Origin of the sequence: Flavobacterium sp. ASV13 (assembly GCF_000745775.1) — a bacterium.
Lineage (GTDB): Bacteria > Bacteroidota > Bacteroidia > Flavobacteriales > Flavobacteriaceae > Flavobacterium.
In genome coordinates this window covers 506,728-523,332 of record NZ_JQJY01000005.1, presented here as the reverse complement: position 1 = coordinate 523,332, position 16,605 = coordinate 506,728, and the positions used below count along the sequence as shown (strand labels likewise).

The 16,605-nt window shown below is 33.3% G+C and carries 15 protein-coding genes; 6 read left to right on the top strand and 9 right to left on the bottom strand.

Annotation, left to right across the window (positions count from 1 at the left end):
• Nucleotides 1-77 precede the first annotated feature (77 nt).
• The 8 genes from GQ47_RS16285 to GQ47_RS16250 all read right to left on the bottom strand — a co-directional run bounded on the left by GQ47_RS16285 (nt 78) and on the right by GQ47_RS16250 (nt 8,833).
• Nucleotides 78-2,105, bottom strand: a complete 2,028-nt coding sequence (locus tag GQ47_RS16285) for a M3 family metallopeptidase (protein ID WP_035650521.1) — start codon at nt 2,103-2,105, stop codon at nt 78-80.
• Nucleotides 2,106-2,140: 35 nt separating this feature from the next.
• Nucleotides 2,141-2,428 carry a type II toxin-antitoxin system RelE/ParE family toxin gene (locus GQ47_RS16280; RefSeq protein ID WP_035650518.1) on the bottom strand — a complete coding sequence of 96 codons (288 nt, stop codon included), beginning with the start codon at nt 2,426-2,428 and terminating at the stop codon, nt 2,141-2,143.
• Nucleotides 2,428-2,655 carry a hypothetical protein gene (locus tag GQ47_RS16275; protein WP_035650516.1) on the bottom strand — a complete coding sequence of 76 codons (228 nt, stop codon included), beginning with the start codon at nt 2,653-2,655 and terminating at the stop codon, nt 2,428-2,430. Before GQ47_RS16275 ends, GQ47_RS16280 begins: the two co-directional genes overlap by 1 nt.
• Before the next feature lie 154 nt (nt 2,656-2,809).
• The gene (purE, locus tag GQ47_RS16270; protein ID WP_035650514.1) at nt 2,810-3,295 is read right to left on the bottom strand and encodes a 5-(carboxyamino)imidazole ribonucleotide mutase; all 486 of its coding nucleotides are present in this window, start codon (nt 3,293-3,295) and stop codon (nt 2,810-2,812) included.
• A gap of 102 nt (nt 3,296-3,397) precedes the next feature.
• The gene (locus GQ47_RS16265) at nt 3,398-4,546 is read right to left on the bottom strand and encodes a 5-(carboxyamino)imidazole ribonucleotide synthase (RefSeq protein ID WP_035650512.1); all 1,149 of its coding nucleotides are present in this window, start codon (nt 4,544-4,546) and stop codon (nt 3,398-3,400) included.
• A 134-nt stretch (nt 4,547-4,680) separates the two neighbouring features.
• On the bottom strand, nt 4,681-5,232 hold the full coding sequence (locus GQ47_RS16260; protein ID WP_035650510.1) for a hypothetical protein: 552 nt from the start codon (nt 5,230-5,232) through the stop codon (nt 4,681-4,683).
• 23 nt (nt 5,233-5,255) lie between these two features.
• Complete coding sequence (locus tag GQ47_RS16255) at nt 5,256-7,358, bottom strand: TonB-dependent receptor (RefSeq protein ID WP_035650509.1); 2,103 nt, start codon at nt 7,356-7,358, stop codon at nt 5,256-5,258.
• A gap of 197 nt (nt 7,359-7,555) precedes the next feature.
• The gene (locus GQ47_RS16250; protein WP_035650506.1) at nt 7,556-8,833 is read right to left on the bottom strand and encodes a PQQ-dependent sugar dehydrogenase; all 1,278 of its coding nucleotides are present in this window, start codon (nt 8,831-8,833) and stop codon (nt 7,556-7,558) included.
• 166 nt (nt 8,834-8,999) lie between these two features.
• Here GQ47_RS16250 and hpt point away from each other — a divergent pair, with 166 nt between their 5' ends.
• From hpt to obgE, 4 genes are all read left to right on the top strand, one after another.
• A complete protein-coding gene (gene hpt, locus GQ47_RS16245; RefSeq protein WP_035650503.1) occupies nt 9,000-9,530 on the top strand; it encodes a hypoxanthine phosphoribosyltransferase in 531 nt (176 codons plus the stop codon).
• A gap of 71 nt (nt 9,531-9,601) precedes the next feature.
• On the top strand, nt 9,602-10,174 hold the full coding sequence (locus GQ47_RS16240; RefSeq protein WP_035650501.1) for an adenylate kinase: 573 nt from the start codon (nt 9,602-9,604) through the stop codon (nt 10,172-10,174).
• A gap of 97 nt (nt 10,175-10,271) precedes the next feature.
• A complete protein-coding gene (locus GQ47_RS16235) occupies nt 10,272-11,546 on the top strand; it encodes a hemolysin family protein (protein WP_081909369.1) in 1,275 nt (424 codons plus the stop codon).
• Nucleotides 11,547-11,685: 139 nt separating this feature from the next.
• Nucleotides 11,686-12,687, top strand: coding sequence for a GTPase ObgE (gene obgE, locus GQ47_RS16230; RefSeq protein ID WP_035650497.1), 1,002 nt, complete (start codon nt 11,686-11,688; stop codon nt 12,685-12,687).
• A gap of 118 nt (nt 12,688-12,805) precedes the next feature.
• Here obgE and GQ47_RS16225 read toward each other — a convergent pair whose 3' ends face one another.
• Complete coding sequence (locus GQ47_RS16225) at nt 12,806-13,336, bottom strand: outer membrane beta-barrel protein (RefSeq protein WP_035650496.1); 531 nt, start codon at nt 13,334-13,336, stop codon at nt 12,806-12,808.
• 313 nt (nt 13,337-13,649) lie between these two features.
• Between GQ47_RS16225 and GQ47_RS16220 the strand changes: the two genes are divergently transcribed.
• Together GQ47_RS16220 and GQ47_RS16215 are read left to right on the top strand one after the other, a co-directional pair.
• On the top strand, nt 13,650-15,794 hold the full coding sequence (locus tag GQ47_RS16220) for a S46 family peptidase (protein WP_035650495.1): 2,145 nt from the start codon (nt 13,650-13,652) through the stop codon (nt 15,792-15,794).
• An 84-nt stretch (nt 15,795-15,878) separates the two neighbouring features.
• Nucleotides 15,879-16,565, top strand: a complete 687-nt coding sequence (locus GQ47_RS16215) for a tetratricopeptide repeat protein (RefSeq protein WP_035650494.1) — start codon at nt 15,879-15,881, stop codon at nt 16,563-16,565.
• The last annotated feature ends 40 nt before the right edge of the window (nt 16,566-16,605 follow it).

The following is a 16,605-nucleotide window of genomic DNA, read 5'->3' as shown; positions in this document are numbered from 1 at the left end:
CAAATAAAAAACCGAAGCATTTCTACTTCGGTTTCAAAAATATCTAACAGTCTAAGAAGTCTAAAAATCTAAGAAGTCTAGAGAAGTCCTGCTCTTTTTAGTAAAGCTTCAGGTTTTGGTTCTTGTCCTCTAAAACGTTTATACAAAGTCATCGGATGTTCTGTTCCTCCTTTTGAAAGAACATTGTCTTTGAATTTTTTTGCAATTTCTTCGTTGAAAATTCCGTTCTCATGGAAATATTCGAAAGCATCAGCATCTAAAACTTCTGCCCATTTGTAGCTGTAATATCCAGAAGAATATCCGCCTTGGAAAATATGTGAAAACGCAGTACTCATCGCATTTTCTTTTACATCAGGATACAATTGCGTATTAGCAAATTGCTCGGTTTCGAAAGCTTTTAAATCTGTGATAGCAGTTGGATCTTGTCCGTGCCAAGCCATATCTAATAATCCGAAACTTAATTGACGCAATGTTGCCAATCCTTCCTGAAAACTTGCACTTTCTTTAATTTTTTGAACATATTCAATCGGAATGATTTCTCCCGTTTCATAATGATTCGCAAACAAAGCCAAAGCTTCAGGTTCGTAACACCAATTCTCCATAATCTGACTTGGTAATTCTACGAAATCCCAGTAAACAGAAGTTCCGGATAAACTCGGATAAACTGTGTTTGCCAACATTCCGTGTAAACCGTGTCCAAATTCGTGGAATAAAGTTGTTACTTCATTAAAAGTCAATAATGAAGGTTTTGTTTCTGTTGGTTTTGTGAAATTACAAACGTTAGAAATATGAGGTCTTTCGTTTACGCCGTCTTTCACATATTGTGATTTGAATGAAGTCATCCACGCACCATTTCTTTTTCCTTTTCTTGGGAAGAAATCAGCGTAGAAAATCGAAACTAAATTATTTTCAGCATCTCGAACTTCATAAGTTGTAACTTCTTCGTGGTATTTGTCAATATCAAAAACTTCCGTAAAAGTTAAGCCGTATAATTTTTTGGCAACTGTGAATGCGCCGTCTAAAACTTTTTCTAATTGAAAATATGGTTTAAGCTTTTCATCATCTAAATTAAAAAGTTGTTGCTTTAATTTTTCAGAATAATAAGCGCCGTCCCATTTTTCTAATTGCTCAATTCCGTCTAACTCTTTTGCGAAAGCTGTTAATTCAGCAAATTCTTTTTGAGCTGCTGGTTTTGCTTTTGCCAATAAATCATTTAGGAAAGAAAAAACTTTCTCCGGACTTTCGGCCATTCTTTCTTCTAAAACAAAATGTGCATGTGTTTTGTAGCCTAATAAATTCGCTCTTTCATGACGAAGTTTAGCAATATTCAAAACGTTTTCCTCATTGTTGAATTCGTTGGATTGAAAACCTTTTGCTCCAAAAGCAATCGCCATTTTTTTGCGTAATTCACGATTGTCAGCATAAGTCAAAAACGGAACATAACTTGGATAATCTAAAGTAAAAATCCAGCCTTCTTTTTCCTGATTTTTGGCTAATAATCTCGCCGCTTCGATTGTGCCTTCTGGTAAACCAGCTAAATCTTTCTCATTAGTTAAATGCAATTCGAAGTTATTGGTTTCTGCCAAAACATTTTCGCCAAATTGTAAACTCAATTTCGATAATTCTTTGTCAATTTCTCTTAATTGGTTTTTCTTGTCTTCTGGCAAATTTGCTCCGTTTCTGGAGAAGCTTTTGTATTTTTTATCTAATAAAGTCGTTTGCTCTGGATTCAGATTTAAACTTTCTTTTTGATCGTAAACCGCTTTTACTTTTGCAAATAAATCAGCATTTAATCTAATGTCATTTCCAAATTCTGAAAGCAAAGGCGAAACTTCCTGAGCAATTTTCTGCATCTCGTCATTCGTTTCAGCCGAATTTAAATTGAAGAAAATACTCGAAAGACGATCTAAAATATCGCCTGAAAAATCCATTGCCACAATGGTATTTTCAAAAGTAGGCCCATTTGGATTGTTTACGATGGCATCAATTTCGGCTTTAGCTAAAGCAATTCCTTCGTTGAAAGCAGGAACATAATCTTCGATTTTAATTTGCGAAAAAGGCGCTGTGTTATGTTTGGTATTGAAATATTGGGTTAAAACGCTCATATTATTTATGCTGTTTAAAATATAAAATTAGAAAATCATAATTTGAATTTTTCCGTATCCTGAAAAGTATTCCAAAAACGAAGTAACTCTAAATTAGTGTTTTCGATACGATAATAAAGTGAAATGTGTTTGGTAATGACAATTTTATAAACGCTTTTGTAGTTTGTTTTTATAAATAAAATATTGTCATTTTTTAAAAGTTCTATTGTGGTATTTACTTTGTCAATGAAATTTTGAGCAACTTTTTCAGACCATTCAGCTTCCAAATAATCGATGTTGTTCCAAAAGTCTTGTTTAGCTTGTGGAGCCCAAATTAGATTCATTATTTAAAATATTTTGAATAACGATTTTTGGTTTCTTCCATAACAACATCATGCGAAATTCCTTCATTATTGTCCAAAGAATAAATAGCCTCGTTTATATTGTTTTTTAGTTTTTCAGAAAGGCTTTCTTTAGATTGAATGAACTCCACAATTTCCTGAATTAAATCAGGATTATCGATGTCTAAAACAATTTTAGCGAGCTCTATTTTAGAAGTTTGAATGTTCATTTTGCTTTTTTTCCAAAGTTAAGTTTTTCTTTTAGAAATTTTTATAATGAATCGTTAATAGTTCTAAAGGTTTTTTTGAAAAGATTCTCAAAGAAAAAACACAGAGATTCACAAAATTTTGCGTGTCTCTGTGCTTCTTTTTGTGTCTGTGAAATTACTTCTTCAAACCTTCAGCCGCTTTATTAACCTCCGCTTTCAATTCTTCTTTATAAGAAATAATAGTATCTAAAACTTTTTTATCGTGGCTTCCGATGATTTGTGCTGCTAAAATTCCAGCATTTTTTGCTCCGTTTAAAGCTACAGTTGCAACAGGAACTCCACCGGGCATCTGTAGAATCGATAAAACTGAATCCCAACCATCAATAGAATTACTTGATTTTACGGGAACTCCAATTACAGGAAGTGGAGACATTGAAGCTACCATTCCTGGTAAATGTGCCGCACCGCCCGCACCGGCAATAATTACCGAAATGCCGCGAGTATGTGCATTTTTACTGAAATCGAATAATTTCTCCGGCGTTCTGTGTGCCGAAACGATATCTACTTCAACTTCAACATTAAATTGTTTTAATATGTCGATTGCATCTTGCATAACTGGCATGTCTGAGATGCTTCCCATTATAATAGCTACTTTGCTCATGTTTTTGTTTGTTTTGTTTCAGGTTTCAAGTTTTAAGTTTTGTTGAAACTAAAAACTGTTTGTTTTGTTTTAAAGTTGTAAACTTCGACTAATCACTAATTACTAAGCGCTAATCACTCTAATAGTATTCTTAACTTCCTCTGCAATTCGTCTCGCTTCCTGCATATTTTCATTTACGATTGTAACGTGACCCATTTTTCTGAACGGGCGCGTTTGCTTTTTACCGTAAATATGTGGTGTAACGCCATCCCATCCTAAAATGGTTTCGATGTTTTCGTAAACAACATTTCCAGAATGACCTTCCGCACCAACTAAATTTACCATAACTCCCGCAACTTTACTGTCAGTATTTCCTAACGGAAGATCTAAAATAGCGCGTAAATGATTTTCGAATTGTGAAGTATAACTTGCTTCTATAGAATAATGACCAGAATTATGTGGGCGAGGAGCAACTTCGTTTACCAAAATTTCGTCGTCCTGAGTTTGGAACATTTCAACGGCCAAAAGACCAACGTGATTGAAATTCTCCGAAACTTGTAAAGCAATTGCTCTGGCTTTTTCTGCGACTTTTTCGTCGATTCTTGCAGGACAGATTACGTATTCAACTTGGTTGGCTTCCGGGTGAAATTCCATTTCTACAACTGGATACGTTTTCATTTCTCCAGATGGATTTCTTACCACAATTACCGCCAATTCATTTTTGAACGGAACCATAGTTTCTGCAATGCATTCTACATTTGGAAGCGTATCTAAATCTGAAACTTGGCGAACTATTTTTACACCATTTCCATCATAACCAAATTCGGTGCATTTCCATACAAATGGTAATTTCAGATCGCTGATTTTAGATTTTAGATTCTCTAAATTTTCAAATCTTTCGAATGGTGCAGTTGGGATATTATTTTTAGCGTAAAAATCTTTTTGAACACCTTTATTCTGAATTCCTTTTAAGGTTTTTGGAGATGGATATACTTTTAGACCTTCGTTTTCTAATTGCGTTAAAGCTTCAAGGTTTACCAATTCGATTTCAAAAGTCAAAACATCGACTTGTTTTCCGAAATTATAAACCGTTTCATAATCCATTAAATCGCCTTGAAAGAATTTGTTACAGGCAATTTTACTAGGCGCTTCATCGCTCGGATCAAGAACGTAAGTTTGTATGTCAAATTTTCGGGTATCGAACAAAAGCATTTTGCCTAATTGCCCTCCGCCTAATATTCCTAATTTAAAATCAGAAGAAAAATAATTCATTTTGTGTTGTGTTTTTGCAAAGATACTTTTTAATCTTTTTTTAGCCAAAATTTAGTTTTTTCCGCCACGAATTCACGAATTATTTTTCACGATAGATTTAATAATAATTCGTGAATTCGTGGCTAACAAAAAAACTATTTTATTTTCTTCAAAACTTCTTTGGCAACGGCTTTGTAAGCGGCAGAATGATCTCCGAAATCTTTATCAATAATCACTTTTAGTTCGGGATGAATCCAGTCGTAATGATTTCCTAAAACATATAAAGTTCTTATTGAATATGCTTTTGTAGCGACTTTTGTGTCATTAATTAGCCAATCGAAAGAAGCTTCTATGCAATCCTGAAGATTTTCTTCGGAAAGTTTTATGGAGTTTTCGTTTTTCTTGTAATGAGATTTTACCAAAAGCTGAACGACTTTTGCAATTGGACGCATGGAACTTTCATCTTTTAAAACTTTCAGATTCGAACAGAAAAAATCAAGATGAGGTTGAAGCCAAAGCAATTCTTCATAAGACACAAATTCTAAAATCCAACAAGCTTTATGATTGTTTTTGTCTTCGGGCGAAAAGCAAATCGAAACCAACTCGCTAAAAAAGGAAGGGTTTTCTAAAACATCTTGTGCCGTTTTGAGACGATTTTCTCTATAAGCATTTACATAATCGAGTTTTTTTTGCAATTCAGAAAGCATGTGCGCGATATTTAATTACAAGGCTAAAATAAATAATTTAATGAGATAATTCCGTAATAGTTTATTGGTAATCCAGGATAATAAAATCTTGGTTGAGCATTTCCGACTGCGGTTGCATTGGTCAAAATCATCGAAGTGTATTTTTCATTTGTGACATTGTTGATTCCTGCGTCTAAATGCGCTTTTAAACCAGATAAAATCTCAAATTGATAGCCTGTTTTTAAATTCAACAAAGAATAAGAATCTGAAAAATTAGCATTCGAATCGTTCATTGGAATTTTATCGGTATACTGAAAATCGGCTGAAAAATAAAAACCAGAATTTATATTTAGAATAAAACCTGCGTTTGCTGTATTGCCTGGAACTCCGGTTAATTTGTTTCCTGAATAATCATTTCCATTATCTACGAATTCTTTAAATTCATAATTTCCGATTGAAGTTCCGACATAAGAATTTAAATTAAAAATCTGATTTATTGACCAATTGTGATTCAACGAAATTTCGATTCCTTCATGAAACGTTTTTCCAGCATTTACACCTTCATATTGATCGTCGCCGATTCTTTTGGCTACTAATAAATCTTTAATTTCCATTCGGTAAACGGCAATTTGTGTGTATAATTTTTTGTTGAAAAAATGAAGTTTTCCTCCCAATTCAAAATTGTAACCTGTTTCAGGTTTAATATTTTGATTGATGTTTCCCGTTGAAGTTAAAGTTTCTTCAGTCGCAGGAAGAGAAAATCCTCGGCTTACAGAAAAATAAAAGGTTCGGATTTCATTCGGTTTAAATAAAAAGGAAAGTTGTGGCGAAAAAATGCCGTCATAACTATAATGTTCCGTTGGATTATTCGCGGAAGCGGGAAAATCATTCTGCAATTCAAATTTGGTTTTGTTGTAATTTAAACCGGCTTGAATTTCAAAATGATCAGAAAGTAAAGTTCTGATTTGCGAAAAAATATTGTAAAAATCTCTTTTTTGATTCGTTGCAGAAAGCTGATTACCTTGTAAACTTCCATTTCCATTATTCTGTTGATATAAGTTTTGGAAAGTATTTCCGCTATAATTATCTCTGAAATATTCTAATCCGGCAATAAATTGATTTTTGATTTTTCCGATATTAAAATTTCCCGAAAACTGAGTTCTCACACCCGAAGCAAAAGTATATTGACGCAAAATATCAAAAGGACGCGGTTCGTTGCTGTCTTTATAATTGATAAAAACGGAAGTTGAATTTTTTAAGTTTTCATTAATTGAAAAATCATAAGCCAATCCGCTCAAAGTCGATTTGTATTCTTTGAATCCTTTTGAAGCAACCCAAGTCGGCGCTCCCGCTTGTGGATTATTATCGAAAGTCGTTTTATTGATCGAACTTGGAATGTAAGCTTTCAAATAAGTGTAATTTGAAAAATAAGTCAGTTTGCTGTTTTTCTTTCTAAATAATTCTCCGCTAAGTGTAATTCCTTCCCGATTGTAAGCACTATTTTGTCGCCAGCCGTCGGTTTTTAAATTGTGATAACTCAGATTTAAAGAACTGCTTTTTTCATTCAAATCAAAACTGATTCTGTTTTTTAATAATCCAAAAGAACCAAACACAGAACTAACTTCAGCTTGATAATTGCCTTTTTTTAATGTTTGAGGCGAAATCAAAATTGCACCGCCTAATCCTGCACCGTAAATGCTAGAAAGTGGTCCTTTTATAATTTCAACTTGACCTATATTTTGAAGATCAATATCATCAATTACGGTTTCACTGTTTCCTGAAGTCAACGGAATACTTCCATAAAAAGCCCTGATTTTATTAGTTCCGTATGGAGTTCTCGCGCCAATTCCGCGAATCGAAATTCGGGTTGTGGTAATATTCGATGATTGCATAAAAACACCCGAAATCGTATTGATGACATTGCTGATATCTGTTGTGCTATTTCGAAGTAATTCTTTTTCTGATAAAATACCAATCGAAGCCGGACTATTCTGTAAATCCCGATTAATATGAAGCGGACTTATTAAAACTTCGTTTAGTTTTTGAGTTTTTACAGAATCAATAGAGTTGCTTTTTTCATCTTGTGCAAAAATGTTTTGACAAACAATTAGAACAAGAAGAAAAAAGCAATATTTTTTTGAAAACATAAAAGGTTTCTTAAACATGAAAAAAATGCAGAAAATGTAAAGGTTTCGCAGAGAAGATAAAGTTTATATGCAATCTTGTCATTTCGACGAAGGAGAAATCACACTCGGGATTCGACAAAGATTGGCGATTTTCATTGTGGAGTTTCTAGTGTGATTTCTCCTTCGTCGAAATGACAAAAAAGAGTAAAATTGGAATTTTACTTATTCGCTGTCACTTTCCAAATCGTATTTCCACTATCATCATTAACTAAAAGCGCTCCATCTTTCATAACTGTAACAGCAACTGGGCGTCCGTAAACTTCCGCTTTATCATTATCAGAAATAAATCCGGTTAAAAAATCTTCTGGTTTTCCAGAAGGTTTTCCGTCTTTAAAAGGAACAAATAAAACTTTATAACCTGAAATATTAGAACGGTTCCAAGAACCATGCTGACCAACAAAGGCGCCATTTTTATATTTTGCCGGAAAAGCATCTTTAGTATAAAAAGCCAATCCAAGAGAAGCAGTGTGTGGTCCGACAGGAACATCTGGAACAATTGCTCTTTTGATTAAATCTTTTCGTTCGCCTTTCCCTTTCCATCTTGGATCAGGAATACTTCCAAAATACGAATAAGGCCATCCGTAAAAACCGCCTCTTTTTACACTCGTAATATAATCAGGGACCAAATCGTCACCAAGTTCATCTCTTTCATTTACTGCAGTCCAAAGCTCTTTTTTGTTCGCCGGATTCCAATCCATTCCCATTGGGTTTCTAAGTCCGTCAGCATAAATTTTTTCGCCGGTTCCGTCAGGATTAATTTCTAAAATGGCAGCGCGACGAATTTCTTTATCCATTCCGTTTTCTCCAACATTGCTTCCTGAACCAACACCAATATAAATTTTTGTTTCTTCAGGATTTGTAAGCAAACTTCTCGTCCAGTGATTGTTGTATCCGCCAGCTGGTAATTCAACAATTTTAGTTCCTTGAGTTTCTAATTTTAAAGGTGCATTTTTATAAGGATAACGATAAAGTCCATCGGTATTTGCAACATAAAAAAAGTCTTTTAAAATTAACATTCCTAAAGGTCGGTTAAGGTCTTTTAAAAAAACTTCTCGAGTTTCATATGTTCCGTCTTTGTCTTTGTCGCGCAAAATTATAATTTGGTTTTTACTCGTTCTTGTTCCGCTTTCAACAACAAAAATATCATCGTTTGGACCTATATAACTCCAACGAGGATTACTAAAACCGTCAGCAAATTTTGTAACGGTAAAACCTTCTGGTGCTATTGGCGTTTTTCCTTCTGGCCAGCCTATAACTTTACTGTTTTTCGTTTTTGATTCGGTTGCGTATGGAGGCGGCAGGGTGAGGTCGCCTATTGCAGTTTTTACAACAGTTGCAGGTTGTTTAGCTAAAGCTTCTTTTTCTTCCTTTGTTACTTGTCCTTGACAGGCTGTTAATATCAGGAATGCTGAAAAGATTTGTATTGTGGTTTTCATTGAGGTTTATATTAAAGTTTAAAAGGCCTCAATTTACTAAAATTTAAAAGATTTTTTTCGAAAAGATGTGCTTAATGTGCTTAAAAAATACTCAGACAGTTTATTTTGATACTTACAGTTAAGTTGTAATTCTGTATCTTTGTCCATTATTTTAAATTTAAAAATAATGATACAACTTCACGATAAACAATTTGTTCCGTTTATTTCGGCTAAAGAAATTGATTTTGCTTTAATCAAATTAGTGGCTCAGGTAGAAGACGATTTTGGAGATGATACACCAATTTTTATTGGAGTTTTAAACGGAGCCTTTATGGTTGTTTCCGATTTTTTGAAAAAATATAAAAAACCATGCGAAGTTTCATTTATAAAAATGGCATCGTATGAAGGTACTGAAAGCACAAATTCGGTTAAAGAATTAATCGGAATCAATCAGGATTTGACAGGCAGAACTGTTGTAATCATTGAAGATATTATTGATACCGGAAACACAATCGAAGAGTTAAAACATTTATTTAAAGAACGAAATGTAAAGCATTTTAAAATTGCAACATTATTTTTTAAGCCAGAAGCGTATAAAAAAGACATAAAAATCGATTATATCGGAATCAGAATCCCGAATAAATTTATTGTAGGTTACGGATTAGACTATGATGGTCTTGGAAGAAACCTGACAGAGGTTTATAAATTAGCTGAATAATTAAAAACAAACACAACTATATATTCATTTTAAACTTCTTAAAGTAAGAAGTCGCAACACTAACAGTCATTATGATTAACATCGTTTTATTTGGAAAGCCTGGTGCAGGAAAAGGAACTCAGGCAGAATTTTTAAAAGAAAAATACAATTTAACACACCTTTCAACAGGAGATATTTTTCGTTTCAATTTAAAAAATGATACTGAATTAGGAAAAAAAGCAAGAGTTTTTATGGATAACGGAGAATTAGTTCCGTGCGAAGTAACAACAGCAATGTTAATTGATGAAGTAAAAAAACACCCTGATACAGCAGGATTTTTATTTGATGGTTATCCAAGAACAATTGATCAGGCTGAAGCTTTAGATAAATTTTTGCCAACAATTGGTTCAAGTGTTACTGCTACAATTGCTTTAGAAGCTGATGACGAAATTTTAGTAGCACGTTTACTAGAAAGAGGAAAAACTAGCGGAAGAGCTGATGATCAAGACGAAGAAAAAATTCGTGTAAGATATCAGGAATACAACGAAAAAACAGCTCCATTAATTGGATATTATAAAGAGCAAAATAAATTTCATGCCGTAGATGGTATTGGAACAATTGAACAAATTACAGAAAGATTAACATCGGTTATAGATAATTTGTAACAAAACCTGTTTGAAGTTAAAAGTTAAATGTTTAGAAGGAAATTGAAATAAGTTCTGAAAAACATTTAACTTTTGGCTTTTAACTTTAAACTTAAAAATGGAAATACTAATAATATTTTTTCTAATACTATTAAATGGAGTTTTCTCGATGTCTGAAATTGCATTGATTTCGGCCAGAAAAAACAGATTGGAAACGGCGGCAAAAAAAGGAAATAAAGGTGCCAAAATTGCGCTAGATCTGGCGAATTCTCCAAACAAATTTTTATCAACGGTACAAATCGGAATTACCTTAATCGGGATTTTGACGGGTATTTATAGTGGTGATAAAATTACAATAGATGTAGAAAGTTTTGTTTCCGGTTTTGCTGTTTTAAAACCTTACGCTCATTCACTTGCAGTTGGAATTGTGGTTGTTGTTTTAACTTTTTTCTCGTTGGTTTTGGGAGAATTGCTTCCAAAACGAATTGGATTAAATTATCCTGAAGCAATCGCAAAAATGTTTGCAATGCCAATGAAAGTAATTTCGATTATTACAGCGCCATTTATTTGGCTCTTAACATCTTCGACCGATTTTTTGTTGAATATTCTTCAGATAAAACCAACCGCTGACGGAAAAGTTACTGAAGAGGAAATCAAAGCAATTATAAAAGAAGGAACTGAAGTTGGTGAAGTTCAGGAAATTGAGCAGGATATTGTAGAACGTGTTTTTCATATTGGAGATAGAAAAGTAAGTTCGTTAATGACGCACAGAAAATCTGTTGATATGCTTCCATTAAAAGCAGATAAAGAAAAGATTAAAGCATTAGTTGTTCAGGATTTACATACTGTTTACCCGGTTTACAAAGACAATTACGACGATATAGTTGGTGTTGTAACTTTAAAAAATATTTTTGCCAACATCGAAAATGATAATTTTGATTTGACTTCAATACTATCTGATGCACCTTATTTAATGGAGCAGACGACAGCTTACAAAGCGTTGGAAAATTTCAAAAAAACAGGTGTTCATTATGCTTTAGTTTCAGATGAATATGGAGTTTTTCAGGGTATGATTACTTTGAATGATATTTTGGAAGCTTTAGTAGGTGATGCATCTGAGTTTTATAAAGATGAATTTCAATTGATAGAAAGAGAAGATGGTTCATGGCTGGTTGACGGACATTACTCATTGCATGATTTCTTAACTTATTTTGAGTTAGATGAATTGACAAATGATTACGAAGTAAATACTGTTAGCGGAATGATTATGACCGAGCTGTCGCATATTCCAAAAGAAGGCGAAAAATTGGTTTGGCAAAAATTCGTTTTAGAGGTCATCGATATGGACGGCGTTAAGATCGATAAAGTGCTTGTAAAAGCTTTGAAAGAATAAAAAAAGTTTGCAGTCACAGTTTACAGTCGCAGTTTGTACTGAAAATATGGACTGGTATTGAAAAATAAATAAAATAGAGTTTAGATATAGAATTTAGAGCAATCTGAAATTTAAAATCTAAAATCTGAAATTCAGAAAAATGACAGAAGGAAATTTTGTAGATTACGTTAAGATATATGTTTCTTCCGGAAAAGGAGGAAAAGGATCTACGCATTTACATAGAGAGAAATTTATTGAAAAAGGAGGTCCTGACGGAGGTGACGGAGGTCGCGGAGGACATGTGTATTTAGTGGGAAATAAAGGACTCTGGACATTATTTCATTTAAAGTTTGCGCGTCACATTAAAGCTGGACATGGCGGAGACGGAGGAGGAGATCGTAGCACAGGAGCAGATGGAGATGATAAAATCATTGAAGTGCCTCTGGGAACTGTTGTAAAAGACAAAGAAACTGGCGAGACACTTTTTGAGATTACAGAACACGGAGAAAAACAGATTCTTGCAAGAGGAGGAAAGGGAGGTTTAGGAAACTGGCATTTTAGAAGTTCGACTAACCAAACGCCTCGTTATGCACAACCAGGTTTGCTTGGTGTAGAAATGGATGTCATTTTGGAACTTAAAGTTTTGGCTGATGTTGGTTTAGTTGGTTTCCCAAATGCAGGAAAATCTACTTTATTGTCTGTATTGACTTCGGCAAAACCAAAAATTGCTGATTATCCGTTTACGACTTTAAAACCAAACTTAGGTATTGTTGCTTACAGAGATTTTCAATCTTTTGTAATTGCTGATATTCCTGGAATTATTGAAGGTGCTGCCGAAGGAAAAGGTTTGGGACATTATTTCCTGCGTCATATTGAACGTAATTCAACATTACTATTTTTAGTTCCTGTTGATACGCCAGACATCAAAGCAGAATATGATATTTTGGTTAACGAATTAACCAAATACAATCCTGAAATGCTGGACAAAGAACGTCTTTTAGTTATCTCAAAATGCGATATGCTGGATGATGAATTAAAAGCCGAATTAAAGGCGGAACTTGATGTTTCCTTTAAAGATGTACCTTACATGTTTATTTCATCTGTTGCGCAACAAGGTTTGACAGATTTGAAAGATAAACTTTGGAAAATGCTTAACGAGTAAAATCGTTTTTCTTTATAAATATAAAACCCGACAATTAGAAAATTGTCGGGTTTTTTACTTTTTGCGCGAAAAAACAAAAAGTATAAAGGATTTTACTTTTTAACGTAAATCCAAAAAATTATAATCCGAAGTTTTTAGAAATTCCGATTTTTAAAGTTTTTCCAAAATCAAAACCAAAACGTTCTTGTCTTGGGTCATTTTTTCCATCAAGATTATCATAGTTTAATCCTCCGATAGAGAAATTTAAACCAAATCCTCTTTTCATGTTAATGAATAATGCAGGCGTTAAATTTGCATACATTCCTTTAGCATCGTTCAAGTTTGTAGATTGGTAGCCGGCGCCTAAATCTCCAAAAACAGAAAATAAATCTGACAGAGGTACCGTATAACGTACAAAACCTCCAATTTTATATCGCTCCGTTGTATCAGATCCAGAAGTTTTAACATTCATAATTGAACCTTCAACTCCGGCAGTCCATTGATCAGCAAACTGATACCCAACTTTTGGAGAAAATTCAAAGTTTTCAAGTTTAGAGTCTCCAATCTTTTCTGAAGAAAATCCAACATTTCCGCCTAGTAAAATTGAATTTTTTTGTGCACTTGCATAAGTTGTAATCATTACAACTACCGCTACTAATAATTTTTTCATCTTTTAAATTTTTTATAAGTGGGCAAATTTAGAAGATTTAAAATTGTAAGAAATAATTTATAATTAAAATTTTTAAAAGAAAGTATATTTTTACAAATTTTATTGTTTTTTAAAAGTCGTATTGTTTAGTTTTCTAAATTTTTAAATGTTTCGTGAAGATTTATACTCGATTTTTAAGATAATTTTTGTGTTCGCTTAAATTATGGATTTCGCAAAATCACCTTTTCTTTTATTTAATATGTTTTGAATTTGCGTTGAAAGCTTACTTTTTTTGCGAAAATGAGCTATATTCGCATCACTTAAATAAAATAACATGAAAAAAATAGTTTTATTCTTAACCATGTGCTTGATGGCTTTTCCTGTAAGAGCTGATGAAGGAATGTGGTTTTTGATGTTTATCGAAAGATTGAACCATAGAGATATGGAGAAAATGGGGCTTCAGTTAACAGCTGAAGAAATCTACAGTATCAATCATCATAGTTTAAAAGATGCTATTGTACAGTTCAATGGAGGTTGTACTGCTGAAATCGTTTCTAACAGTGGTTTGGTATTAACTAATCATCACTGTGGATATAGTGCGATTGCAGAACTTTCAACTGCCGAACAAAACCATTTGAAAGATGGTTTTTGGGCAAAAAATCGTTCAGAAGAATTGAAACCTAAATCTTTATATGTTCGTTTCTTCGTTCGTATGGACGATGTTTCGAAAAGAATTTTGTCAAAAGTAAATGATCAAATGACAGAAACTGAAAGAAATAAAATCATTCAACAAGAAATCAGTTTAATTGAAAAAGAAAACAGCGAAAACGGAAAATATACTGTTTCTGTTCGTCCTTTCTTTCAAGGAAATGAATATTATTATTTTGTTTACCAAGATTACACAGACGTTCGTTTGGTAGGAACACCGCCAGAAAGTGTTGGTAAATTTGGTGGAGATACTGACAACTGGGAATGGCCTCGTCAAACGGGAGATTTCTCTATGTTTAGAGTTTATGCTGATAAAGACGGAAATCCTGCAACGTATTCAAAAGATAATGTGCCATTACAGCCAAAACATTATTTGCCAGTAAGCATCAAAGGAGTTAAAGAAAATGATTTTGCAATGATTCTTGGTTATCCAGGTAGAACAAATCGCTGGATGCCAGCTGGAGGAATTGAGCAAAATGTAAAATTTGCTTATCCTGCATGGGTTGAAGGTGCAAAAACCGGAATGGATGTCATGAAAAAGTATATGGATAAAGATGCGACTGTTCGTTTAAACTACGCTTCTAAATATGCTTCGACTGCAAATTACTGGAAAAACCGTCAAGGTATGATCGATGCTTTAACAAAAGCCGGAACGGCAGATGCAAAAGCAGAGCAAGAAGATAAATTTTATGAGTGGGCAAGCAAGCCGGTAAATAAAGATAAATACGAAAATGTTATTCCGACAATTAATGACTATTACAGAGAAACGAATTTAAAAGCGCGTCACGATAATTATTTGTCACAAGTTTTACGAACGTCAAGTTATGCCGCTGGTCCAGCAAATCTTGGAAATGCATTGATTGCTTACTATAAAGAAAATGATGCTAAAAAAGCTGAAATGCTTCCTAAGATCAATGCAATGGTTGAGAACATTTATGGTGATTTTTATGCACCTTTAGAAAAAGATGTTTTAACGGCTCAGCTAAATTTATACGCTGCAAAAGCTTCTGAATATGGACTTGCTCCAGAAATTGCAAAAATGAAAGCGGCTAATAACGGAGATTTTACTGCTGATGTAGTAAAAGCAACTGAAATTAGTTATTTTACAAATAAAGAAAAAGTATTAGCATTTTTGGCTGATCCAAAACCATTAGCAATTGTACACGATCCATTGTATATTATTTCTAATGATCTTATGACTAAATTCCGTGCTAAAACAGATGATCAGGCAAAAGCAGATGATGGTTTTGCAATTGCTTACCGCAAATTAGTTGAAGGTTTAAGAGAGTCAAAATTAAACGCAATAAAATATCCGGATGCTAACTCAACTTTGAGATTGACTTACGGAAAAGTTCGCGCTTTACCTGCTGATCTTCGTAACGATGCTAAAATCAACAATTATACAGATATGGCTAGTATGGTAAAAAAATACAAAGCCGGAGATCAGGAATTTGATTTACCAGCTCGTTTATTAGAATTAAATAACAAAAAAGATTACGGACAATATGCTGATAAAGCAGGATATATGCCAATCAATTTCTTGACAGATAATGATATTACTGGAGGAAATTCAGGTTCACCGGTTCTTAATGGAAAAGGAGAATTAATCGGAATTGCTTTTGATGGAAACATCGAAGCGATGGCTGGAGATGTTATTTTTGATCCTAAATTGCAAAGAACTATCAATGTCGATATTCGTTATGTTCTTTGGATTATTGATAAATATGCAGGAGCTAAAAACATTATCGACGAATTGACGATTGCGAAATAATCTCAATTTCTTTATAAAATTAAACCCGACAGTTTTTGAAACTTGTCGGGTTTTTTGTTTTATATATTTCCTTATTTTTGATATATGAAAAAGCTGCTAATCTTATTTTTAATTGTCCCGATGTATTGTTGGTCGCAATCTAATTTTGAAAAAGCAGAAAAATTATTTCAGTCTAAAAAATACAATGAAGCCCAATTGCTTTTTGAGGGAATATTAAAAAACAATCCATTAGATTTAAAAACTTTGGAGTATTTGGGCGAAATTGCGGCACATCAAAAATCTTGGGTGAAAGGTGCTGAATATTTCAAAAAATTAAAAGAATTGAAACCTACAGTTGCTGACTATTTTTTTAAATACGGAGGTTGTCTGGCGATGCATGCTGTAGAAGTAAATAAAATTAAAGCTTTTTCAATGGTAGGTGATATGAAAGAAGCTTTTGAAAAAGCGATCGAACTCAATCCAAAACACGTTCAGGCAAGATGGGCATTGATTGAAATATATTTACAATTGCCTGGAATTTTAGGAGGAAGCGAATCGAAAGCAATTTCATATTCTAACGAATTAGCACAGTTTTCACCAATTGATGGTTATTTGTCAAAAGGAAGAATCGACGAATATTTTAAGCGTTATGATGCAGCTGAAAAAAATTATAAAAAAGCACATGAAATTGGCAATTCAAAAGTCACGTTTCAAAAATTATATAATTTATATTTGAACAAATTAAAAGATCCTAAAAAAGCACAGGAACTGAAACGAAAATTTGACGCATAACAATCAAATCTCAAAACTGAATTCTGAAAAATAAATTGGA